Origin of the sequence: Lactococcus garvieae subsp. garvieae (genome assembly GCF_029024465.1) — a bacterium.
Taxonomy (GTDB): Bacteria; Bacillota; Bacilli; order Lactobacillales; family Streptococcaceae; genus Lactococcus; species Lactococcus garvieae.
Genome location: NZ_CP118950.1, coordinates 192,929 through 215,272 on the forward strand (window position 1 = coordinate 192,929; position 22,344 = coordinate 215,272).

The window sequence follows — 22,344 nt, forward strand, 5'->3', positions numbered from 1 at the left end:
AAAAGCAAAGAAAGAGACTAGGAGAGTAAAAGCGAAAGTTAGCACAGGGAGCTTGCAGCTAGTGAGAGCAAGACTAACGGAAACTTTGAAAATGGCCTAGAAATCGCGTAACAGTGAGTTTACTTTCTAAATAAACTGTTAACGGAGTGGTTCTCGTTATTGAACACATTATTTTTGGGGCAGTCTTGCTTGTCACCAAAGATAATTAGCAAGGCCTAAGACATCTTTTTTTGGTGTTTTACGTGAAATTAGAATGGTACCACGATAATTCGTTTCTATTTATAGAGGCGGATTATTTTTTTTACTTTTGACTATACTGTTATTATTGTCAATAAAGGGGAGACTTATTATGAAAAAGAAAACAAGAAATAAAATTATTGCTGTTGTAGCGCTTGTCGTTGTCGTACTTATCGGTTACTTCTCATTCTTCAAGAAGGATGTTGCTGAGGATAAAACCGTTAAGGTCGGTATTATGTCAGGTTCAAAGGAGAGTACTGAGATTTGGGATGCTGTGGCGAAGACGGCAAAAAATGAATACGGTATTAATCTCAAATTTGTACGCTTCACGGACTATAACCAACCCAATACAGCATTAGTTAACGGCGATGTAGACATTAATGCATTCCAGCATTACGCTTTCCTTAAAGAATGGAATGAGGCCAACAATGCTGATTTACAGCCTATTGGCGATATCTTAGTTTCACCAATTCGCCTTTACTCGAAGAAACATACAGATGTGAAGGACATTCCGAATAAAGGAACAATTGCGGTACCTAATGATACCTCTAACGAAAGTCGCGCCCTTTATGTTTTAGAAAGTGCTGGCCTGATTAAGTTAGACACAAAGGCTGGCGCCTTGGCAACAGTGAAAGATATTACTGAAAATCCAAAAGATTTGACCATCAAAGAATTGGACGGCTCACAAACAGCATCAGCCTTGTCTTCAGTCGATGCAGCCGTTGTCAATAATGACTTTTCTGTTCCTGCAGGTTTGACAAACAAAGAAGTTATTGCAACAGAGCCTTTAAATGAAAATTCGAAACAATGGATTAACATTATTGTGGCTCGAAAAGACGATAAAGACAATCAACTTTATAAAGATGTCGTTAAAGCGTATCAAACCAAAGAAACAGAAGAATTATTTGCAAAATTGTACCCTGAAAAAGGAACAATTCCTGCTTGGAACTTGAAATTGAAATAAGCATAAATAATGGAGAAGAAGATGGCAATTATTGAATTAAATAATATCAGAGTTTCCTATGAGACCAAGAAAAATAAGGTGGATGCAGTCAAAGATACAACAATCCACATCGAAAAAGGCGATATTTTTGGAATTATCGGCTACTCCGGTGCTGGAAAGTCAACGATTGTCCGTACGATTAATCTTCTGCAAAAACCAAGTGCGGGTGAGGTGAAAGTCAATGGCAAAGTTCTTTTTAAGGCTGGAGCTGATGGTAAAGATCAAGCTAAAATTAAGACGGCAGAGCTACGTAAAGAACGTCAAAAAATTGGCATGATTTTCCAGCATTTCAATCTCCTTAATGAAAAAACGGTTTTTGAGAATATCGAGTTTGCGCTTTTACATAGCCCTTTATCTGATAAACAGAAAGAAGAAAAAATTCGTGAATTACTCCATCTTGTCAGTTTATCAGAGTTTGAAGAAAAATACCCCGCCCAATTATCAGGCGGACAAAAGCAACGTGTGGCTATTGCGCGTGCCTTAGCGAACGACCCAGAAATTTTGATTTCTGATGAAGGAACATCTGCTTTGGACCCCAAAACAACCAATCAAATTTTGGACTTGCTGAAGGATCTCCAAAAACGTTTGGGTCTCACTATCGTTTTAATCACCCATGAAATGCATGTCGTGAAAGAAATCGCCAATAAAGTTGCAGTGATGCAAAATGGTGAAGTGATTGAGCAAAATAATCTTTTAGAAATCTTTGCCCATCCTCAGGAGCAGCTGACACAACAATTCATCGACACAACATCGAATGTCTCTCGTTTTATTCATTCATTGACTGAAAATGATACATTCAGTGCTCTGGCAGAGGATGAAGAACTGATCTATTTGTCTTATTATGGCAATCAATCAGGAGAACCAGCCATGTCGGAAATTACCCGCAAATTTGATGTTTCAACGAATATCTTCTATGGGAATGTCGAGGTTCTACAAAATACACGTTTTGGTTCTTTAGTCGTGTCTCTCAAAGGAACAGAAGAAAATCGTTGGGCTGCTAAAGAATATTTAGCAGGACAAAATATTGAGTTTACAGTATTGAAAGCGCAGGTGAAATAGATGACAGCATGGTTTACAGAACATTTTCCAAATGTTGTAGCCCTAGGTTTACACGGAGATACAGGTTGGGTGACTTCGATCATAGAAACGCTCTTTATGGTCTTTTGGTCAGGCCTTTTTGGTGGGCTTCTTGGTTTGGTATTTGGTGTCGCACTTGTTGTGACGAACGAGGGAGGCATTACGCCTCATCGTGCGCTTTACTCTTTTTTAGATAAGTTTACATCAATTTTCCGTGCGGTACCCTTTATCGTCTTACTCGCTATTATTGCTCCTGTCACTCAAAAAATTGTGGGTACACAGATTGGAACAACAGCAGCTTTAGTTCCTTTGACTCTCGGTGTATTTCCTTTTTATGCACGTCAAGTTCAAGTGGCTTTAGAAAGTGTAAATAAAGGAACGGTTGAAGCAGCGCAGACTGTAGGTGCTAATTTCTGGGATATCGTCTTTACAGTCTATCTTCGTGAGGAGCTCGGCAGTTTGATTCGGGTATCTACCGTTACGATTATCTCCCTGATTGGTTTAACAGCTATGGCGGGAGCGATTGGGGCAGGAGGGTTAGGAAACACGGCCATTGCATATGGGTACAATCGCTTTTCTAATGATGTAACCTTCTTGGCAACCTTACTTATCCTGATTTTGGTTCTTTTGGTTCAGGTTATTGGTGATACATGGGCGAAGAGCGTGACACACAAATGATGTAAACTGGGGGATAGTGCATGACGATTGATTTTAAAGGTGAAGTAGAAAAACGTAAAGAGGCGTTTTTACAAGACTTAATGGCATTACTAAAAATAAACTCTGAACGAAATGATGAAGAGGCCAACAGAGAATTTCCCTTTGGTCCAGGACCAAGTCTTGCGATGCTGGAGTTTCTAAAGATTGCCCACAAAGATGGTTTCAAAACAGAAAATTTTGAGAATTATGTGGGAGAAGTACATTATGGTCAAGGAGAAGAAACATTGGGGATTTTTGTTCATGCTGATGTTGTTCCAGCAGGTCAAGGCTGGACAAATTCTCCTTATGAGCCAACCCTTAGAGAGGGACGGTTGTACGCTCGTGGTGTTCTGGACAATAAAGGACCTGCACTGGCCACCTATTATGCCCTAAAAATTTTGAAAGAAGCTGGCGTGCCTTTCTATAAAAAAGTAAACTTTATTATTGGAACAGATGAAGAGAGTGGTTGGAAGGATATGGCTTATTACCTTCCTAAAGTACAATTGCCAGATTTTGGCTTCTCGCCAGATGCCCGCTTTCCGGTAGTGAATGGTGAAAAAAGTAATCTTACCGAGTATTTGCACTTTGGTCCTAAAAATGCCGGCAACTTTATTCTTCATGACTTTAGGAGTGGAGAACAAGAAAACTGTGTGCCAGAAGAGGCTCAGGCTTTGATCACGAGTCCTCTTGACTTGAAAAATGATTTTGAAAAATACCTGAAGAATCACAAGCTGGAAGGAAGATTTGCGAAAACAGGGGCAAAAACTTCCTTACAAATTAAAGGGAAATCCGCACACAGTTCCACGCCAGAAATTGGAAAAAATGCGGCAACATACTTAGCCAAGTTTCTTGTCGCATATGAATTTGGAGCAGATGCACAAAAGTTTTTAGAAGTGGCCGGTCCTAAGCTTCACAAAGATTTTGAAGGAAAGAGTATCGGAATTGCTTATGAAGATGAGGACATGGGTAAACTGTCGGTCAATCCATCTGTCTTTCACTTTGAAGAGACTGGACAAGAAAATAAGATTGCACTCAATATCCGTCATCCGAAAGGTTTAACAGAGCAGGATATCCAAGAAAGGCTTACCAAGCATTTGGCTTCTTTTATTCAGAAAGTAAGCATTAGTGCTCTGATTAACTACCAACCGCACTATCTGGCGCCAGAAGATCCATTGGTGCAAGTGCTTTTGAGTACGTATCGCGAACACACGGGGGATGACAGTCCACCACAAACAGTCGGAGGTGGAACATACGGGCGATTAATGAAACGCGGCGTAGCTTATGGTGCTCTTTTCCCTGATTCTGCATTTACTATGCACCAAACAGATGAGCATATAAAGCTTGAAGAACTTTATAAAGCTATTGGAATCTATACGGATGCCATTTATCGTTTGGTTTGTGTAAAAGAGGAGAAAAACGCTTAGGTATCAGTGGTTTTTAGGGAAAAAATATTGCAAAATGCTTCAAAAGATGATTAAATAGTAAAAGCAAGACAGATTTAACAAAAACATCAGGAGGAAGCATGGAAAACAGAATTCGTGAATTTAGACAAGCTCAAAAACTTTCTCAGGAAGATTTGGCGCGCATCGCTCACGTGAGTCGACAAACCGTCAATGCTATCGAAAATGATAAATACGATCCCGAACTTCTGCTTGCTTTTAAATTAGCGGAGATTCTGGGAACTAAAGTAGATGACCTCTTTACTTTTCAGCTTAGCCACGTGAAGAAAAAAGAAGAAGATGTCTTCTGGTGTGAAAAATATCAATGTGTCCTTTGGAAACGTGCAGATGTCGAAAAAAGAGCAAACTGAGTCCTAAAATAAAATAAAAAGCCTAGTCAATAGTGTATAATTGAACTATAGGCTTTTTTTAATGTTGTGGCAGGTTTCACTTCTAGAGTGAAAGCGAAAAGGGAAAACGAGAAGAGTTCCCGTAAACAATATTTATTAATTAAGGCTAAAGAAATATCAAGGAGTGCAAAAATGAACATCAAACAGCTTCGTTATGTTGTGGCTATCGCTAACAGTGGAACCTTTCGTGAGGCGAGTGAGCAGCTCTTTGTGAGTCAGCCTTCCATGTCAATTGCGGTGAAGGATTTGGAGCAAGAACTTAACTTCCAGATTTTTGAACGGACAAACACAGGAGCCAGCTTGACGATTGAAGGTGAACGTTTCTATGAGCAAGCGCAAGCGATTTTACGAGATTTTGAAGCTTTTGAGTCGAAATACGCAAAGCCGAAAGAAGCAGAACGGCATTTTTCAGTTGCAAGCCAGCACTATGATTTTCTTGCCCCTGTGGGTGTTGAATTTTCAAAGAAAAATCCTGAAATCAAGAATTTCCGTGTCTTTGAATCAACGACTTATAATATTTTACAAGAAGTGGCTCAAGGGCATAGTGAGCTTGGCGTTGTATACTTGAATAAGCATAATCGTTCCGGTATCCTACGTATGCTGGATAAGCTGGAGCTAGATTATGAAGAACTTTTTATTTCACAAACACATATTTATTTGCGTAAAAATCATCCTTTGACGCGTAAGAAAAGTATCAAAACGAGTGATTTGAAAGCTTTGGACCGCGTACGCTTTACGCAAGAAAATGAACAATTCCTTTACTACTCGGAAGATCTTGTGGAAACTTTTGAAAATACATTTATTTATAATGTGACCGATCGCGCAACCTTAAATGGTATCTTAGAGCGTACAGATGCCTATGCGACAGGTTTAGGATTTATTGATAAGGAAAGTGTACATAATGTCACGGTTATTCCAATGGATGGCGATAATGTAAACAGCTTGATTTTGGTTAAACAAAAAGGGCAACTTTTAACAGATGCAGCCAAGTCTTACAAGCGCAGTTTAGAAGTTTATTTTGAGAATTATAAGTTTTAGCCCCCCTAGAGTCTAGGCTAGAAAAAATATGAAAATTAGTGTAAAATAGAGCAGTATACAAATTTTGTAAAACATTTAACATAGGAGAACTCACATAATGGTAAAATTAGTTTTTGCACGTCACGGTGAATCAGAATGGAACTTGGCTAACCTTTTCACAGGTTGGGCTGACGTGGACCTTTCAGAAAACGGAACACAACAAGCAATTGATGCAGGTAAACTCATCAAAGCTGCAGGTATCGAATTTGATATCGCGTATACTTCTGTATTGAAACGTGCGATCAAAACTACAAACTATGCACTTGAATACTCTGACCAACTTTGGGTACCAGTTGTAAAAACTTGGCGCTTGAACGAACGTCACTACGGTGGTTTGACTGGCTTGAACAAAGCTGACGCTGCTGCAAAACACGGTGATGAGCAAGTTCACATCTGGCGTCGTTCATATGATGTATTGCCACCAGCAATGCCACGTGACGATGAGTACTCAGCACACGCTGACCGTCGTTATGCTAACCTTGAAGACAGCCTTATTCCTGATGCTGAAAACCTCAAAGTTACACTTGAACGTTCATTGCCATTCTGGGAAGATCAAATCGCTCCAGCATTGAAAGATGGTAAAAACGTATTCGTTGGTGCGCACGGTAACTCAATCCGCGCATTGGTAAAACATATCAAACAACTTTCAGATGATGAAATCATGGATGTTGAAATCCCTAACTTCCCACCACTCGTGTTCGAATTTGATGATAATTTGAACCTTGTTAAGGAATACTACCTTGCACCAAAACAAGCGTAAATAATATGATAAAACCTGCCTCAAGCAGGTTTTTTCTTTTCTTTAAAAAATGTAAGGTAAAATACAGCTTATTGTGGTAAAATGTTTAGGTATAAATATGACGAGTTAAAATTAGGATAGGGTTCCATGTCTGAGAAAAGAAAAACACGAAACGAATTAAACGGAAAAAAAGATAAAACACGTAAGTTATTGAAAAACCCAACCATGTTGGCATCTGGTCGCGTTAAGCTTCTCTTTTTTGTCATCACGGTTCTCTTTTTAGTTCTGATTGGTAAGCTGTACCATATGCAAATCATGAATCAGAGCTTTTATGAAAGTAAACAAGCAGGCGGCGCAGGCTCGCTACAAATCGTTCAAGGTGCGCCGCGTGGGAATATTTATGACGCGAAAGGTGTTCCTTTAGCGACGACAGAACCTGTTGAAGCAATCGAGTACACGCGCGGGCAAAATACGACAGCAGATGACATGCGTAAAATTGCGGACCGTCTTGCCGGTATCTTAACTTTAGATAATGATTTTAAACAAATTACCGAGCGCGATAAAAAGGACTATTTCTTGGCTGATGTCAACAATCTTGAGAAAATTGCTAAAAGTCTGACCAAGGAAGAAAAAACAGATGAGAAGGGGAACGCGCTTTCGGGTTCTGAAATTTATAATGTCCAACTCAGTAAGGTAACCGAGGCGGATATTAACTTTAATGAGCAGCAAATGTTTGCGGTCAAGCTCTTTAAAGAAATGAATTCAACAACCATCTTTAATACGACGATTATTACAACAAGTAACCTTACAGCAGAACAGCAAGCCTATATCGGAGAACATGAGGGCGAGCTGCAGGGTATTTCTGTAGGGACGAGCTGGAATCGTAAATATGCAGATACAGCTCTTAAACCTATATTAGGTACGGTAACGACGCAGAAACAAGGTATTCCGGAAGATATGTTGGACGAGTACCTTAAAGAAGGTTTCCAACGGAATGACCGTGTCGGAACTGCCTTTTTAGAAAAAGGCTATGAACAGTACTTGCAAGGGACACATACGATTAGTAACGTATTGACCGATAAGCAAGGGAATGTCACTGGAACGGAAGTGAAACAAAAAGGGAGCAAGGGAGATAATCTCAAACTTACGATTGATTTGAAATTCCAAGATGCTGTTGATAAGATTTTGGAAAACGAAATGAACAATATGATCGCGGATGGTTTTGGAACTTATTCGCAGGGCGCCTATGCTGTTGTGTTGGACTCTAAGACGGGTGCCGTTTTAGCTTTGTCAGGACTTGAACGTGATGAAAAAACCGGGGCAATGCAAAGCAACACTAATGGTACTTTCCAATCTGCTTTTGTCCCTGGTTCGGTGGTTAAGCCAGCAACGCTGACAGCAGGATGGAATGCCAATGTCATTGCAGGCAATCAAGTTCTCAATGATATGCCTATCCAGATAGCAGGGTCAAGTTTAATCGAATCATGGTTTACCAATGGTATTCTTCCCATTAATGCTGTTCAAGCCTTAGAGTATTCATCCAATACATATATGGTTCAAATAGCACTCAAGATGCTTGGACAACCTTACGTTCCTAATATGGCTGTTGATGGTACGGACCGTGTAGCGGCCTTCAAAAAGCTACGTGAGTCCTTTGCTTCCTATGGAATGGGAACATCAACAGGCTTTGATATTCCTGGAGAAGCCCAAGGCTATATCAAAGATGCAAATAAAATAACAGTTTCTGACTTGCTGATGGAATCTTTCGGTCAGTTTGATACCTATACACCCTTGCAACTTGCAACATACGGGATGACTTTGGCCAATAACGGTGAACGTTTAGCACCGCATATTGTGGAGGGCATCTATGAAACTAACTCTGAAGGTGGCATGGGTAAACTTGTTAAAAATATCACGCCTAAAATTATGGACAAAGTAAATATTACCCCAGAAAATATGGATGTCCTACATAACGGGATGTATCAGGTTGTTCACGGGAATGACTTTGTAAACGGGCAAATCGGTGCTACAGGTTACTACATGCGTCCTTCACAAGGCGCTCAAGTTTCCATTTCTGCCAAAACCGGTACTGCCGAGGTAACCTATGTGGCTCCAGATGGCACAAGCGTGCCCGTAACAGTAAACAATGTTGTCGCTTATGCGCCAACAGAAAATCCGCAAATTTCTATCGGTGTTATGGTTCCGCAAACGACGGTTAAAGAAGGTGGTGTGACCTCGAAGATTGGTCAAAATATCACACGTGAAATCACTAACCTCTATAACTCTATGTATCATTTTAAATAAAATAAAAAACCAGCTCAATGAGAGCTGGTTTTAATTTAAGCTTTTTTGACTAAAAAGTAGCTATAACGAATCAAAACGTAAGCAACTGCAAAGAAGGCAATCACAAGTTCTATCACGGAGAGAGGAGTGAGTAAGGCTGTGAAGGCAGGATAACTTTGAGCCATAAGATGAACTGCAGTAGCAGAAATGACCAATGGGAAGGTAAAGGCAGCGTAGCTTGGATAAAAAGGGAGCCGGAGCAAAGGGATAACGAGCACCACAGTTGCAAGATAAATCAACTGTGAAAGCAAGAATAAACAGAGTACAAAAAGATTTGATTTGCTTTCTGTCACAGTGAGATAGGCTGCTAAACAGAGAGATCCTGGCGCTGTAAGAATGGTGATGAGCGGAAGAGTCGACTCATGCATTTTCTTGAAAATAAAGATACGATGTGTGATAATCGGGAGCAATATAAAATAGAAGAGAAGCGCAGGCCAAAGCACGATACGGCCAATTTCTATATTAAATACTGTTGCTGTATTGGGGATAACCCCCAAGCCCACAAAGGTAATAAACCAGCTCGGGTAGACATGGACCATTCCAACCTTTTGCGGTAAGATGTGAAGAGCAACAAAATAAGCCATTAAGAGAAAATGCAGGAAAATAGCACACAACCAAATGAAGTAAACCAGACTTGAGTGGGGGAAAATCCTATTGAGAAAGACACAAATGACCATCCAAGCCATGGTGAAAGTGGGGGAAACTGAGCCAACGATAGGATCTTTAAGAGCTTCCAGTAGATGGCGCATCGTAAAAATTAGTTTCAACATGATGAGAAACATAAAAAAGAGACCCACAAGGTCAAAAATATTTCCTAGAAATGTGAATCCTTTGGAATAAAGTAGATTTCCTAAGGAGACCATACCTAAAATTAGGCCACAAATAGGGATAGGGATTTTTTTCAAAAAATTTAAAAATACTTGTTTCATTGAGAACTCCTAGTATGTACATGATTATTGAATGTGAGCTGTAGAGAATCTTACAGTTCAAGCACTGCTTTAAGTATAAAACACTTGATTTAATTTGTAAAATGAATTATTGTAATTATAGTAATAGAAAAAAGTAATAAAAAATAAAGGAGACATATGTTTTCACTGTTTGAAACCTTCATTGCCATATATGAAACGCGGAGTTTTACCAAAGCAGGACAGTACTTGTTTATTTCCCAGCCCACAGTGACGGTCAGGATAAAGAAATTAGAAGAAGAAGTAGGCAATTCGCTTTTCATTCGCGGGAAGAACCGTGAAGTTATTCCTACGGAAGCAGCAAAATTACTCTATAAGAAAGCAGTCCAATATGTTCAAGACTGGGAAAACTTACAAGCTGAGCTCAACCAGACGACACTTGCAAAGAAACCCTTTAAGATTGGGATATCACAGAGTGCAGCTATTGGAATTATGCCTTTGCTGTACCCTAAACTTGTGCCTTATTTGGATCAGATTGATTTAAAAATATCCATGTACGATTCGGAAGAAGTTTTTAATAGGGTTGAAAACCATGATTTGCATTTTGGTATTATCGAAAAACCTTTGGCAAGTGAGCAAGTAGAAACCTTTCCACTGTTTAAAGATGAATTGGTCCTTGCTGGAAACTTAGAGAGCGAGACTTTCTTTACAAGAGAAATTGGCTCAGGCGTGGGACATTACATCAAGAAATATCTCCAAGAAGAAAGCTTTACCCCACGTTACTTGGTAAGAATGAACAATAATGACATGATTATTGCCCACATTCAAGCGGGCTTAGGTGTTTCTTTAATTTCAAAACGCTTTATTTCAGAAGGAATGCCGTATCAAAGTTTAGGCAACAAGTATCAGCGGAGCTTTACCAGCATTACTTATGCAGAAGAAAAAGACCCTCTCATGCTAGAAATCGTACAGCATATCAGAGAATCTATTGTGGGAGATGTTGCATTAACCAGTCGCCAATAGTGTGGTAGACCTCTTCGTATTCTGTCTCAAAGAGAATCTCATGACGTAATTCAGGAAAAAGCTGGAGTTTGAGATGATTAAAGCCTGCTTTTTGGAGTTTCTGATAAACTTTTTGCGGTCCTTTGCCCCAGTCGCCTACCGGATCATCAGCACCGCTGATAATGAGGGTGGGCAAGTCCGTGGGCATATTATGCATCCAGTTTTTTTGATTGGCTCTATGGACCAGTGAGAAAAGTGTCGCAAAACCATTACGGGTAAAAGTAAAGCCGAGTAGAGGGTCATTTTCATAAGAAGAGACATTCCTTTGGTTTTTCGAAAGCCAGTTGAAATTCCCCGTTTCAGGGAATTTTTTGCTATAGTTACCAAAAGCAAGCTTGTCTATCAAAGGAGCAACAACCTTTGGTTTTTTTTGGCTTATTTTCTTAATGAAGGGCAGGAAGAAGTTCAAATGGAGAGGACTTGTTCCCGTACCCATAAATATTGCCCCCTGAATATCAACAGGATAATCTTGCAGAACGTTACGCAAAGCAAAAGAACCCATACTGTGCCCCATCATGAAATAAGGCAGTGTGGGATGTTTTTCTTTTGCCCAAGTTTTGACCTTATAAATATCAGAGATGACATTTTGAGGGCCAGCGGCACCAAAGTAACCATAAATTGGTTCTTGTTGTTGTACGGATTGCCCATGTCCTAAGTGATCATGACCGACCACTGCGAACCCCAAACTATTGAGGTAGAGGGCAAAAGCGTGGTAGCGTTCAATGTTTTCTGCCATCCCATGAATGATTTGGATAAGCGCCTTTGGATGTTCAAGCGGCCAGTAAAGAAGATGTAGCTCAGTTTGCTCATCGCTAGATTGCAGTGTGTATTGTTCAACCATCGGGAAGTCCTCTTTCAGTAAATCATTATCAGGATTGAAATTTATTATAACAAAAAAGTGGTCAAGCTGCTGTTGCCTTGAGAGCGATTGGCGTTCTTTGAAAGCACTTTAGGCTTAAATGTACAGAAATCTAAGTTATGGTATAATACACAATATCTTATATTTGCAAGGTAGAATACTTTCGCAGAGTTGAGGGATAATTCTCAGAGCGGAAGGTGTGGTATAATAGTTATGACTTTATCACACAGAAAGAAGAAAGGAACGCATGGTATATTATCCAGAACCAATCGCTAAACTTATAGAAAGCTTTAGCAAACTGCCCGGTATCGGACAAAAAACAGCAACACGTCTCGCCTTTCACACGATTGGAATGGATGATCAAGATGTCAATGAATTTGCCCGAAACCTTATTTCAGCAAAACGTGATTTACGTTTTTGCTCCGTCTGCGGTAATCTGACAGAGAGTGATCCCTGTGCTATCTGTGAAGATCCTCTGCGTGATCGCACAACCATATTGGTTGTAGAGGAAAGTAAAGATGTCTTAGCAATGGAGAAAATTCGCGAATACAGAGGGCTGTATCATGTTTTACATGGCACGATTAGCCCCATGAATGGTATAGGACCGGACGAGATTAACGTAAAAAGCCTCTTGACTCGCCTCATGGGTGAGAGTGAAGTAGAAGAAGTTATTCTCGCGACAAATGCAACATCTGATGGTGAAGCAACGGCGATGTATCTTTCACGGATGATTAAACCCGCTGGAATCAAAGTGACGCGCTTAGCGCGTGGCCTTGCAGTCGGCTCAGACATTGAGTATGCGGATGAAGTTACCCTGTCCAAAGCAGTTGAAAATCGTATGGAAATTTAAGTGGAGAAAATTATGTCAAAAGAAACATTGATTTTATTATATGGCGGTCGAAGTGCAGAACGAGAAGTTTCCGTTCTTTCAGCTGAAAGCGTAATGCGCGCAGTGAACTATGACAAGTTTAGAGTGAAGACTTACTTCATCAGTCAAGCTGGTGATTTTATCAAAACACAAGAATTCACTGAAACACCCGCAGAAAATGAAAAATTAATGACCAATCAAACGGTCAAGTCGGAACAAAAAGTTGCCCCATCGGACATTTATGAAAAAGATGCAGTTGTTTTCCCTGTTTTACATGGGCCTATGGGTGAAGATGGCTCAATTCAAGGCTTCTTAGAAATTATGCGCCTGGCTTATGTTGGTCCAAATATTTTATCGGCCAGCAGTACGATGGATAAACTTTTAGCTAAGCATGTGTTTACCGCTGTAGGTGTACCGCAAGTTCCTTATGTTGCGGCATATGCTGATGAAAATCAAGAAAAAATTCATGCAGAAGTTCAAGATAAACTGAATTTCCCTGTTTTTGTCAAGCCAGCCAATATGGGTTCAAGTGTCGGCATTTCTAAAGTAAGCAGCTTAGAAGAGTTAGAAGCAGGGCTTGCAGAAGCTTACAAATATGATAACCGTGTGGTGATTGAACAAGGAGTGAATGCGCAAGAAATCGAATGTGCCGTTTTAGGAAATGGTGGCAAAGTACGCTCAACACTACCTGGTGAAGTCGTTAAAGATGTTGATTTTTATGACTACCGTTCAAAATACATCGATAATAAAATCGAAATGGCAATTCCTGCGGATATTCCAGCAGAAGTCGCAGAGAAAATGCGTCATTATGCTGAAAAGGCTTATCAAGCTATGAATGGTGCAGGGCTCTCCCGTTGTGACTTTTTCTATGATCAAAAAGGAGATATCTATCTCAACGAGATTAATGCAATTCCAGGATTTACACAATGGTCAATGTACCCCTTGCTCTGGGAAAATATGGGACTTTCCTACAGTGAGTTGATTGAAGAACTTGTCTCTCTGGCTCAAGAAGCCTTCGAAATTCGTGAAAGTCACCTCTTATAAAAATAGAACAACTTCAGGCCACGAACCTGAAGTTTTTATTATCATTCTTTCTGCTTTAGCAGATTAGAATGATAATACGCAGGGAGCGAAGCGAGTTGTGAACCTTCAGTCCTTCTTTCTGCTTTAGCAGATTAGAATGATGGAGTAAAGCGCGTAGTGAGAGGGATGAGCACACTCTTTTTGACAAATTATGAGTTGCCCTATATAATGAGAGGAAAGAGGAGATACACATGGGAACAATTTACGACAGCAAGACCAAAAATAGATTGAAAAGAGCTGATGGTCAGCTGCAAGGCGTGTTGCGCATGCTCGAAGAAGAAAAAGATTGTGATGCTGTAGTGACACAACTTAAAGCAGTACGTTCAAGCTTAGACAGTCTAATCGGTCTGATTGTAGCTGAAAATTTACAAAACTGCCTGCTACTCTTAGAAGGTGACGATGAAAAAGAACGTGAGAAGAAAATAAGTCAGGCCATAAAAATGATTATTAAAAAGTAATTGTTTTTGAGCAGGGTTATAAGGCTACAGTTGACAACCATACACTGTATTTTTATGGCGAATCGGTGCGTTATGAAAGGACTTTTGATATAATAAACTCATCATGAAACTAACACTACACGAAATAGCCCGCGTTGTCGGCGCAACAAATAATTGGTCAGAATTGGCAGATACAGAAATTCATAATATTGAGTTTGACAGCCGCAAAATCCAAAAAGGCGATCTCTTTTTGCCCCTTAAAGGTGCAAGAGATGGTCATACGTTTATTGACACGGCCTTTGCACAAGGAGCTCTTGCGACCTTTGCAGAACAAGAAGTAGTTCAACCTCACTTACGTGTTGAGGATTGTTTGGAAGCTTTCCAAAAATTAGCCCAGTATTACCTAGAAAAAACAGCAGTAGAAGTAATTGCTGTGACAGGATCAAATGGGAAAACCACAACCAAAGACATGATTCAGGCTGTCCTTTCGGAAAAATATAAGACTTATAAGACACAAGGCAATTACAATAACGAAATTGGAATGCCTTATACCGTTCTTCATATGCCTGATGATACTGAAAAAATCGTGTTGGAGATGGGCATGGATCGTTTGGGGGATATTGATCTTCTATCTAAAATAGCGAAGCCAAAAATTGCTCTTGTCACACTTATTGGGGAATCGCATTTGGAATTTTTCGGTACACGTGAGAAAATTGCGGAAGGGAAGCTTGGAATTAAGGCGGGCTTGCGCCCCGATGGCGAACTTATTGTGCCTGCAGATAAGATTATTAATAAGTATTTACCCACAGACACAAAAATTACGCGTTTTGGACCAGATGAGGATATTTTTGTCACAAAGCTTATCGAACACAAGGATCAACTCAGTTTCACCACAAACTTCTTAGATGAAGAAATGACAATCCCTGTGCCGGGTAAATTTAATGCAACTAATGCAATGCTCGCAGCCTATGTGGGGACTTTACTTGACGTTGACGAGGCTAAAATTAAACACGCGCTTTCGCATGTTGCCTTGACACGTAACCGGACCGAGTGGAAGAAGGCAAGTAATGGCGCAGATATTCTTAGTGATGTTTACAATGCTAACCCAACGGCCATGAGACTTATCTTGGAAACCTTCCAAGCTATTCCGAAAAATGCAGGGGGACGTAAACTCACTGTTCTTGCTGATATGCTCGAACTAGGGGAACAAGCTCCAGGACTTCACGCAGGCATTGCTTCAGCAATTGATTTCTCCAAAATGGACCACGTTTACCTCTATGGCGACTTGATGAAATATTTGCTGGCAGAATTACCAGAAGATAAAGTATCATACTTTACCGATCTTAATGAATTGACCGAGGCGATTCAAAATACGCTTCAACCTCAAGATCAACTTTTACTCAAAGGCTCTAACAGCATGAATTTAGGAACAATCGTTGAAGGGTTACAAAACTAAGCACGCAAGTGCTTTTTTATTATCATTCTTTCTGCTTTAGCAGATTAGAATGATAATACGCAGGAAGCGCGAGGAGAATTAGCCTCGCTTTTTTGCTTTTTCAAAAGCAGTCTTGTGCTAAGAGTGAAGTTATATTGTGAAATTGTCAGATAATGTTCGGAAATGGCGTATAAAAAATTTAAATGGCAAAAATTTAGAAAAAATATGTAGAAAAGTCTTTACAATTCAGATTGAATTAAGTATAATAGAGAACATAATAAATTTTCAGACAATAATAAACAAATGCAAATTGTCGGATAAGTCAAACAGAAAGAGGATGTTACATGGATAATTGGAAAAAAGTATCATTAGGAACACTTGCCCTGGCTTCGGTCGGGCTCTTGGCAGCATGTGGAAATGGCGGAGGTGGCTCTAAGACAGCTAACCCACAACTTTCCGTTCCGACAAATATTGCTACATTGGATTCGGGCTTGGCTACAGACACTTACTCAAACCTCTTCATCGGGAATACCCAAGAAGGATTGACACGTGTGGATGACAAAGGTGTGGCGCAAAATGCGATGGCATCGGATATTAAGGTCTCTGATGATGGCTTGACATATACCATCACTTTGCGTGATGGCTTGAAATGGTCAAACGGCGATGAATTGACAGCAAAAGACTTCCTTTATTCATGGCAACGTGCTGTAAACCCTGCAACAGGTTCACAATACGCTTACTTGCTTGGTAACATCAAGAATGCTAATGAAATTAACACAGGTAAGATTAAAGACCTTAACCAGTTGGGTGTGAAAGCTAATGGCGACCACGAGTTGGTGATCACTTTGACGCAACCAACACCTTACTTTAAATTCCTTTTGGCAAACAGCGTTTACTATCCTGTAAACAAATCAGCTGTTGAAGAATTTGGTAAACAATATGGAACTTCATCTGATAAAGTTGTTTACTCTGGACCGTTCATCTTCAAAAAAGATGCTGGCTGGACAGGTACAAACAACAGTTATTCTCTTGTGAAAAATCCAGATTACTATGACAAAGACAATGTGAAATCAGACGAAATTGATTACACTGTTCAATCTAACCCGAACACAGCAGTTCAACTCTTCAAACAAGGTAAATTGGACCAAGCCAGCTTAGGTACTATGGACTTGTACAACGCCAATAAAGGTTACAATGATGGTAAAGATCTTGTGGTCTTGAAAGAAGCAACAACGGCTTACCTTCAATATAACCAATCAGGCGGTGGTACAACAAGCCCAGAAGTAGCTAAAGCATTGCAAAATAAAAATATCCGTGATGCTTTGAATCTTGCGACTGACCGTAAGAGTATCGTTGATCAATTCATTCCAGCGGGTACAGTAGCACAAACATTCACACCAGCAGGTATGTCTGTCACAGCAGATGGTAAAGATTTCGCTGAATTTGCAAAACAAGATTACAATTTTGATGCGGCAAAAGCTAAAGAACTTTGGGAAAAAGGTCTGAAAGAAATTGGTGTGACATCACTGAACATTCAGTACACAACCGATGCAGATGCGCCAGTTTCAAAATCTGTTGCTGACTTCTTGCAAGCTTCACTTTCTAAAACATTGCCAGGCTTGACACTTACTCAAAAAATCGTACCTTTCCAACAACGTTTGAAAGATTCACAAAACCAAAACTTTGATGTGGTTCTCTCACTCTGGGGTGGTGACTACGCTGAACCATCAACATTCTTGCAACTCTTTGCAGATGGCTCAGGTTATAACGACGGTAAATTTGTAAATCCTGCATATCAAGCAGCATGGACAAAAGCATCGACATTGCCAGTAGTCTTGGATGACAAAGCACGTGATGCAGCATATAAAGATGCTGAAGCAGCACTCTTTAATGAATCAAGCATCAACCCACTGTATTACCGTGCAACACCAGCACTCCGTAACCAACACCTTAAAGGTTTGCAATTCAACTCAACAGGTTTGTCTTACGATCTCAAAGGTGTTTACATCGAAAAATAGTAGGCACTAACATCAAACGAATAAGTAGGGCTTATTAGGCCTACTTTTCGTGTTTTTATTAAGGAATTTTTATATGTTAGCTAAATATCTTGTAAAACGTATCTTATTGATGCTCTTAACATTATTTGTAGTTATTACAGCGACTTTCTTCCTGATGCAGGTAATGCCAGGAACACCCTTTAATAACCCTAAATTAACTCCAGAGCAAATTCAACAATTAAATGTTGCATATGGTTTAGATAAACCTCTTATTGTGCAGTACTTCATTTATCTCCAAAATGCTTTCACGGGTAACTTCGGTACATCATTTACCTTTGCCAACCAACCTGTAAGCACAATGATCGCACAACGTCTTCCGGTCTCAGCACAACTTGGTTTCCAAGCCTTGATTATCGGTGTCGTTGTCGGAACATTCTTTGGTGTTGTTGCTGCCCGCTTCAAAAACACATGGGTGGATGGACTGTTAAGTATTATCTCTACAGTCTTCTTCTCAGTACCTTCCTTCATCGTAGGTACTTTACTCCTCCTCTACTTTGGTTATACTTGGGAACTTCTTCCCGTATCAGGCTGGGGAACATTTGCACAAACTATCTTACCGTCGCTTGCGCTCTCCTTTGCTCCAATGTCACAGGTCATGAGTTTTGTACGTGCACAGATGATCGAGTCGCTTTCATCAGACTATATCCTTCTGGCACGTGCCAAAGGTTTATCTGATCGTGAAGTCTTATGGAAACATGCGATCCGTAACTCATTGATTCCAATGCTGACACTGATTGGCCCAATGAGTGCTGGACTCTTGACAGGTTCTGTTCTTATCGAGTCAATCTTCTCGATTCCTGGTATCGGTCAACAGTTTGTACAGTCGATTCCTTCAAAAGATTTCCCAGTCATCATGGGTACTACAGTTGTCTATGCCGTAATGCTGATGGCGATGATTTTGATCACCGATATTATTACAGCATTTGTTGATCCACGTGTACGTTTGGACTAGAAAGGAGGGGAGAAAATGGAAAATATTAATAGTAAATTTAAACTTGTAACAAACCGTGATTTTGAAGCGAGTGAAATGATCGCAAAACCTGCCCTCACTTTTTGGCAAGATGCATGGCGACGTTTTAAGAAAAATAAAGTAGCAATGGTAGCGATGGTTGTCGTTATCTTCACCTTGTTGTTTTCTGTGGTTTCAACATTTTTTGTCCCACAATCAGCAGCCAATAACTTTGATCCGAATGCGGTTCAAACTTATAAAAACTTACCTCCTAAGCTTGGGAATGTGAATATTCCTGGCTGGAACGGTAACTTTGCAGCGCCAGGGAGTACAATCGCAGAAGATCTCTACCAAGTACAGAATGTACCAGAAGGTGAATCTTTTATCTTTGGTACAGATTCGTTAGGGCGTTCGATTGCCAAACGGACAATCGTTGGTTTACGGATTTCCTTGATTATCGCCTTTGCCTCTATCGTCTTTGACGTCCTGATCGGGATTACTTATGGCTTAATCTCCGGTTGGATTGGCGGAAAAGTGGATACGGTTATGCAACGTATCATTGAGATCATAAGCTCTATCCCAAGTTTGGTTATTGTAACTATGTTTGGGCTCTTGCTTGGGCAAGGTATAGTTTCGATTGTCCTTGCGATTGGTCTCTTCATCTGGACAGGGATTGCCCGCCAGGTAAGGAATATGACCTTATCACTCAAGGAACGTGAGTTTGTTCTTGCTGCGAAAACCTTAGGTGCCAGCCCGTTCAAAATCATGGTTAAACACCTTATTCCAAACATGTTAGGTGTTATTATCGTACAAATTATGTTTGATATTCCATCGGTAATTTTCTTTGAAGCGGTTCTTTCAGCGATTAACTTGGGGGTTAAACCACCAACAGCATCGCTAGGTTCATTGATTTCAGATGGTATTCAAAGCTTGCAATTCTATCCATTCCAAGTTGCAGTACCTGCAGTAGTCTTGTCTCTCCTGTCACTCGCCTTCTTCCTCTTTGGTTATGGCTTACGTGACGCTTTCGATCCAAAATCAGGCCAAGACTAAGAAATGAGGAAGTAAAATGACTGAAAAAGAAGAAAAAGTACTTGAAGTAAAAAATCTGCATGTTCATTTCAAAACATATGCTGGGAAGGTCAAAGCCATCCGTGACGTTTCGTTTGATTTGAAAAAAGGGGAAACCTTAGCTATCGTTGGTGAATCAGGTTCAGGGAAATCTGTAACCACGAAAACGCTTATGGGCCTCAATGCAGCAAATGCCGTGATTCCTAAAGGTGAGATTCTCTTTAAAGGACGTAATCTCTTAGACATCAAAGAAGAAGATTGGCAAAAGATTCGCGGCAATGAAATCTCGATGATTTTCCAAGATCCGATGACTTCGCTTGATCCGACCATGCGCATTGGTAACCAAATTGCTGAGCCATTGATCAAGCACAGAGGGATGAAAAAGAAAGAGGCTTTAGTAAAAGCTTTGGAATTGATGAAGGCTGTAGGGATTCCCCAAAGTGAGCAGCACATCAATGACTATCCACACCAATGGTCAGGTGGGATGCGCCAACGTGCAGTTATTGCCATCGCGCTTGCAGCTGATCCAGAAATTCTTATCGCGGATGAACCGACGACAGCTTTGGACGTTACTATCCAAGCACAAATCATGCAAATGATGTCAGAGCTCCAACAGCGTATTGAATCATCGATTATCTTTATTACCCATGATTTGGGGGTAGTTGCTGGTTTTGCTGATCGTGTGGCCGTAATGTATGCAGGTGAGATTGTGGAGTATGGTACAGTAGAAGAAATTTTCTATAACCCACAACACCCTTATACATGGGGGCTTCTCGATTCTATGCCAACGGTGGACACTGATGTTGAACGTTTGGTTTCCATTCCAGGAACACCTCCGGACTTGCTCCATCCACCAAAAGGTGATGCTTTTGCCTTACGTAACCAACACGCTCTCGAAATCGACTTTGAAGAAGAACCCCCTTATTTTGAAGTGTCGCCCACACATCAAGTAAAATCATGGCTCTTAGATGAACGCTCACCTAAAGTTCTGCCATCTGAAAATATCCAACAACGCTGGATGCGTTGGGAAAAAATGAAAATGAAGGGAAATGCTGAATAATGACTGAAGAAAGAAAAAAACTTGTCGAATTCAAAGGTGTTGACCTGGTTTTCAACAAAGGTAAAAAGAATGTCAACAAAGCCATTAATGACGTTTCCTTTCATATCTATGAGGGAGAAACCTTTGGTCTCGTAGGTGAATCTGGTTCAGGTAAAACAACAATTGGCCGTGCAATCATGAAGCTTTACGACATCAATAAAGGAGAAATCCACTTTAACGGCAATGATGTCAGCAAGATTAAAGGTGTTGAGCTGAAAAAATTCCGTGAAAAAGTACAAATGATTTTCCAAGACCCACAAGCTTCACTGAACGGCAGAATGCGGGTCAAAGACATCATTGCTGAAGGTATTGATGTAAACGGATTGGCTAAGAATAACGAAGAACGTACAGAAAAGGTCAAAGAACTTCTCAAGCTCGTTGGTCTTAACCAAGACCATATGACGCGTTATCCTCATGAATTCTCAGGGGGGCAACGTCAACGTATCGGTATCGCCCGTGCCTTGGCGGTAAACCCTAAATTCATCGTGGCTGATGAGCCAATCTCAGCTTTGGACGTCTCTATTCAGGCTCAGGTTGTTAACTTAATGCGTGATATTCAGGAAAAAGAAGGCTTGACTTATCTGTTCATCGCCCATGATTTATCTATGGTAAAATACATCTCGGACCGAATCGGAGTGATGCACTGGGGTAAAATTCTGGAAATCGGAACATCTGATCAGGTTTACAACAATGCTTTACACCCTTACACACAATCGTTGTTGAGTGCCATTCCTGCGCCGGATCCAATCTCAGAGCGTAGCCGTGTCCCACAAGCTTATGATCCAACAACAGAGTTGGATGGGCAGCCGCGTGAATTGCGTGAAATTACGCCAGGACACTTTGTTCTTTCGACGGAAGAAGAAGCCGAAGAATACAGAAAAATTGCAATGCTATAAAAAAATTACTGCACCTTGGAGGGTGTAGTTTTTTTATAAATCACTGAAAAGTATCTAGGGACTATTTTATTATTGAATTTAGCATAAATGGTATAAAATGAAGTTAAGGTGGGGCACATTATTTTTATAAACGAAAGAGAAAAGAGGAAGGATGATGAACTTTTTTACTGAAATTATAAGTAACCAAATTTTAATTACAGCCATCGTGGGATGGTTTGCTGCACAAATCATCAAAATTATTGTCGATATTTTTCGCTACCGTAGGTTGGATTGGCGATTGCTTTTTGCTACAGGTGGTATGCCGAGCTCGCACAGTGCTTTGGTAGTTTCTATGACCACAGCAACAGGTCTTTCGCAAGGTTTTGACTCCGCTGTATTTGCTGTTGCTACCGTTTTTGCCTTTGTCGTGATGTATGATGCGCAAGGCATAAGGCGTCAAGCAGGGACTCATGCTTATATTTTAAATATTATTATCAAAACAATTGAAAACCCTAAGATAAATGCGGAAAAAGCCTTAAAAGAACTTCTGGGTCATACGCCTTTTCAAGTCTTGGGTGGCGCAATTTTAGGAATTATCGTGGCTCTTTTAATGAATTAAAGAC

Annotated in this window: 21 protein-coding genes; 19 read left to right on the plus strand and 2 right to left on the minus strand. The window is 40.3% G+C overall.

Annotated features, from left to right (window positions below; all coding sequences use genetic code 11):
* The first annotated feature begins 349 nt into the window (after positions 1 to 349).
* From PYW30_RS00995 to PYW30_RS01030, 8 genes are all read left to right on the plus strand, one after another.
* Positions 350 to 1,201, plus strand: coding sequence for a MetQ/NlpA family ABC transporter substrate-binding protein (locus PYW30_RS00995; RefSeq protein ID WP_042217662.1), 852 nt, complete (start codon positions 350 to 352; stop codon positions 1,199 to 1,201).
* 21 nt (positions 1,202 to 1,222) lie between these two features.
* Positions 1,223 to 2,299 (plus strand): methionine ABC transporter ATP-binding protein, encoded by a 1,077-nt coding sequence (locus tag PYW30_RS01000; protein WP_019299747.1) that lies wholly within the window; start codon positions 1,223 to 1,225, stop codon positions 2,297 to 2,299.
* On the plus strand, positions 2,300 to 2,995 hold the full coding sequence (locus tag PYW30_RS01005) for a methionine ABC transporter permease (RefSeq protein ID WP_003133796.1): 696 nt from the start codon (positions 2,300 to 2,302) through the stop codon (positions 2,993 to 2,995). It abuts the gene before it with no gap.
* A gap of 20 nt (positions 2,996 to 3,015) precedes the next feature.
* The gene (gene pepV / locus PYW30_RS01010; RefSeq protein ID WP_042217659.1) at positions 3,016 to 4,437 is read left to right on the plus strand and encodes a dipeptidase PepV; all 1,422 of its coding nucleotides are present in this window, start codon (positions 3,016 to 3,018) and stop codon (positions 4,435 to 4,437) included.
* Between the two features lie 98 nt (positions 4,438 to 4,535).
* Complete coding sequence (locus tag PYW30_RS01015) at positions 4,536 to 4,823, plus strand: helix-turn-helix transcriptional regulator (protein ID WP_003133798.1); 288 nt, start codon at positions 4,536 to 4,538, stop codon at positions 4,821 to 4,823.
* A gap of 171 nt (positions 4,824 to 4,994) precedes the next feature.
* A complete protein-coding gene (locus tag PYW30_RS01020; RefSeq protein WP_003133799.1) occupies positions 4,995 to 5,900 on the plus strand; it encodes a LysR family transcriptional regulator in 906 nt (301 codons plus the stop codon).
* Positions 5,901 to 5,997: 97 nt separating this feature from the next.
* The gene (locus tag PYW30_RS01025; RefSeq protein WP_003133801.1) at positions 5,998 to 6,699 is read left to right on the plus strand and encodes a phosphoglycerate mutase; all 702 of its coding nucleotides are present in this window, start codon (positions 5,998 to 6,000) and stop codon (positions 6,697 to 6,699) included.
* A 126-nt stretch (positions 6,700 to 6,825) separates the two neighbouring features.
* Entirely contained in the window at positions 6,826 to 8,982 is a 2,157-nt protein-coding gene (locus tag PYW30_RS01030) for a penicillin-binding transpeptidase domain-containing protein (RefSeq protein WP_042217657.1), read from the plus strand.
* A 35-nt stretch (positions 8,983 to 9,017) separates the two neighbouring features.
* On the opposite strand, the gene PYW30_RS01035 is transcribed toward PYW30_RS01030, so the two are convergent.
* Complete coding sequence (locus PYW30_RS01035; RefSeq protein WP_042217655.1) at positions 9,018 to 9,950, minus strand: TDT family transporter; 933 nt, start codon at positions 9,948 to 9,950, stop codon at positions 9,018 to 9,020.
* A 156-nt stretch (positions 9,951 to 10,106) separates the two neighbouring features.
* Between PYW30_RS01035 and PYW30_RS01040 the strand changes: the two genes are divergently transcribed.
* A complete protein-coding gene (locus PYW30_RS01040) occupies positions 10,107 to 10,949 on the plus strand; it encodes a LysR family transcriptional regulator (protein WP_014024207.1) in 843 nt (280 codons plus the stop codon).
* Here PYW30_RS01040 and PYW30_RS01045 read toward each other — a convergent pair.
* Positions 10,912 to 11,829: an alpha/beta fold hydrolase gene (locus tag PYW30_RS01045; protein ID WP_042217653.1), complete on the minus strand. Its 918-nt coding sequence runs from the start codon at positions 11,827 to 11,829 to the stop codon at positions 10,912 to 10,914. The genes PYW30_RS01040 and PYW30_RS01045 overlap by 38 nt on opposite strands.
* A gap of 265 nt (positions 11,830 to 12,094) precedes the next feature.
* Between PYW30_RS01045 and recR the strand changes: the two genes are divergently transcribed.
* From recR to PYW30_RS01095, 10 genes are all read left to right on the plus strand, one after another.
* On the plus strand, positions 12,095 to 12,697 hold the full coding sequence (recR, locus tag PYW30_RS01050; protein WP_003133811.1) for a recombination mediator RecR: 603 nt from the start codon (positions 12,095 to 12,097) through the stop codon (positions 12,695 to 12,697).
* Between the two features lie 12 nt (positions 12,698 to 12,709).
* On the plus strand, positions 12,710 to 13,759 hold the full coding sequence (locus tag PYW30_RS01055) for a D-alanine--D-alanine ligase (protein WP_042217651.1): 1,050 nt from the start codon (positions 12,710 to 12,712) through the stop codon (positions 13,757 to 13,759).
* A gap of 230 nt (positions 13,760 to 13,989) precedes the next feature.
* A complete protein-coding gene (locus tag PYW30_RS01060; RefSeq protein ID WP_003133815.1) occupies positions 13,990 to 14,256 on the plus strand; it encodes a metal-sensitive transcriptional regulator in 267 nt (88 codons plus the stop codon).
* Between the two features lie 103 nt (positions 14,257 to 14,359).
* A complete protein-coding gene (locus PYW30_RS01065; protein ID WP_042217648.1) occupies positions 14,360 to 15,691 on the plus strand; it encodes a UDP-N-acetylmuramoyl-tripeptide--D-alanyl-D-alanine ligase in 1,332 nt (443 codons plus the stop codon).
* A gap of 323 nt (positions 15,692 to 16,014) precedes the next feature.
* Entirely contained in the window at positions 16,015 to 17,688 is a 1,674-nt protein-coding gene (locus PYW30_RS01070; RefSeq protein ID WP_003133817.1) for a peptide ABC transporter substrate-binding protein, read from the plus strand.
* 73 nt (positions 17,689 to 17,761) lie between these two features.
* Positions 17,762 to 18,679, plus strand: a complete 918-nt coding sequence (locus PYW30_RS01075; RefSeq protein ID WP_003133819.1) for an ABC transporter permease — start codon at positions 17,762 to 17,764, stop codon at positions 18,677 to 18,679.
* A 15-nt stretch (positions 18,680 to 18,694) separates the two neighbouring features.
* On the plus strand, positions 18,695 to 19,729 hold the full coding sequence (locus PYW30_RS01080) for an ABC transporter permease (protein ID WP_003133820.1): 1,035 nt from the start codon (positions 18,695 to 18,697) through the stop codon (positions 19,727 to 19,729).
* A gap of 16 nt (positions 19,730 to 19,745) precedes the next feature.
* Entirely contained in the window at positions 19,746 to 20,807 is a 1,062-nt protein-coding gene (locus PYW30_RS01085; protein WP_014024211.1) for an ABC transporter ATP-binding protein, read from the plus strand.
* Complete coding sequence (locus tag PYW30_RS01090; protein WP_042217645.1) at positions 20,807 to 21,742, plus strand: ABC transporter ATP-binding protein; 936 nt, start codon at positions 20,807 to 20,809, stop codon at positions 21,740 to 21,742. Before PYW30_RS01085 ends, PYW30_RS01090 begins: the two co-directional genes overlap by 1 nt.
* A gap of 154 nt (positions 21,743 to 21,896) precedes the next feature.
* The gene (locus PYW30_RS01095) at positions 21,897 to 22,340 is read left to right on the plus strand and encodes a divergent PAP2 family protein (RefSeq protein WP_014024213.1); all 444 of its coding nucleotides are present in this window, start codon (positions 21,897 to 21,899) and stop codon (positions 22,338 to 22,340) included.
* Positions 22,341 to 22,344: the final 4 nt, after the last annotated feature.

Coding starts and splice junctions, on each gene's coding strand:
- PYW30_RS01005 (WP_003133796.1), top strand. CDS start 2,300: ATGACAGCATGGTTTACAGAACATTTTCCAAATGTTGTAGCCCTAGGT.
- PYW30_RS01065 (WP_042217648.1), top strand. CDS start 14,360: ATGAAACTAACACTACACGAAATAGCCCGCGTTGTCGGCGCAACAAAT.
- PYW30_RS01075 (WP_003133819.1), top strand. CDS start 17,762: ATGTTAGCTAAATATCTTGTAAAACGTATCTTATTGATGCTCTTAACA.
- PYW30_RS01070 (WP_003133817.1), top strand. CDS start 16,015: ATGGATAATTGGAAAAAAGTATCATTAGGAACACTTGCCCTGGCTTCG.
- PYW30_RS01055 (WP_042217651.1), top strand. CDS start 12,710: ATGTCAAAAGAAACATTGATTTTATTATATGGCGGTCGAAGTGCAGAA.
- PYW30_RS01020 (WP_003133799.1), top strand. CDS start 4,995: ATGAACATCAAACAGCTTCGTTATGTTGTGGCTATCGCTAACAGTGGA.
- PYW30_RS01080 (WP_003133820.1), top strand. CDS start 18,695: ATGGAAAATATTAATAGTAAATTTAAACTTGTAACAAACCGTGATTTT.
- PYW30_RS00995 (WP_042217662.1), top strand. CDS start 350: ATGAAAAAGAAAACAAGAAATAAAATTATTGCTGTTGTAGCGCTTGTC.
- PYW30_RS01060 (WP_003133815.1), top strand. CDS start 13,990: ATGGGAACAATTTACGACAGCAAGACCAAAAATAGATTGAAAAGAGCT.
- PYW30_RS01095 (WP_014024213.1), top strand. CDS start 21,897: ATGAACTTTTTTACTGAAATTATAAGTAACCAAATTTTAATTACAGCC.
- PYW30_RS01085 (WP_014024211.1), top strand. CDS start 19,746: ATGACTGAAAAAGAAGAAAAAGTACTTGAAGTAAAAAATCTGCATGTT.
- PYW30_RS01040 (WP_014024207.1), top strand. CDS start 10,107: ATGTTTTCACTGTTTGAAACCTTCATTGCCATATATGAAACGCGGAGT.
- recR (WP_003133811.1), top strand. CDS start 12,095: ATGGTATATTATCCAGAACCAATCGCTAAACTTATAGAAAGCTTTAGC.
- PYW30_RS01025 (WP_003133801.1), top strand. CDS start 5,998: ATGGTAAAATTAGTTTTTGCACGTCACGGTGAATCAGAATGGAACTTG.
- PYW30_RS01035 (WP_042217655.1), bottom strand. CDS start 9,950: ATGAAACAAGTATTTTTAAATTTTTTGAAAAAAATCCCTATCCCTATT.
- PYW30_RS01090 (WP_042217645.1), top strand. CDS start 20,807: ATGACTGAAGAAAGAAAAAAACTTGTCGAATTCAAAGGTGTTGACCTG.
- pepV (WP_042217659.1), top strand. CDS start 3,016: ATGACGATTGATTTTAAAGGTGAAGTAGAAAAACGTAAAGAGGCGTTT.
- PYW30_RS01000 (WP_019299747.1), top strand. CDS start 1,223: ATGGCAATTATTGAATTAAATAATATCAGAGTTTCCTATGAGACCAAG.
- PYW30_RS01045 (WP_042217653.1), bottom strand. CDS start 11,829: ATGGTTGAACAATACACACTGCAATCTAGCGATGAGCAAACTGAGCTA.
- PYW30_RS01030 (WP_042217657.1), top strand. CDS start 6,826: ATGTCTGAGAAAAGAAAAACACGAAACGAATTAAACGGAAAAAAAGAT.
- PYW30_RS01015 (WP_003133798.1), top strand. CDS start 4,536: ATGGAAAACAGAATTCGTGAATTTAGACAAGCTCAAAAACTTTCTCAG.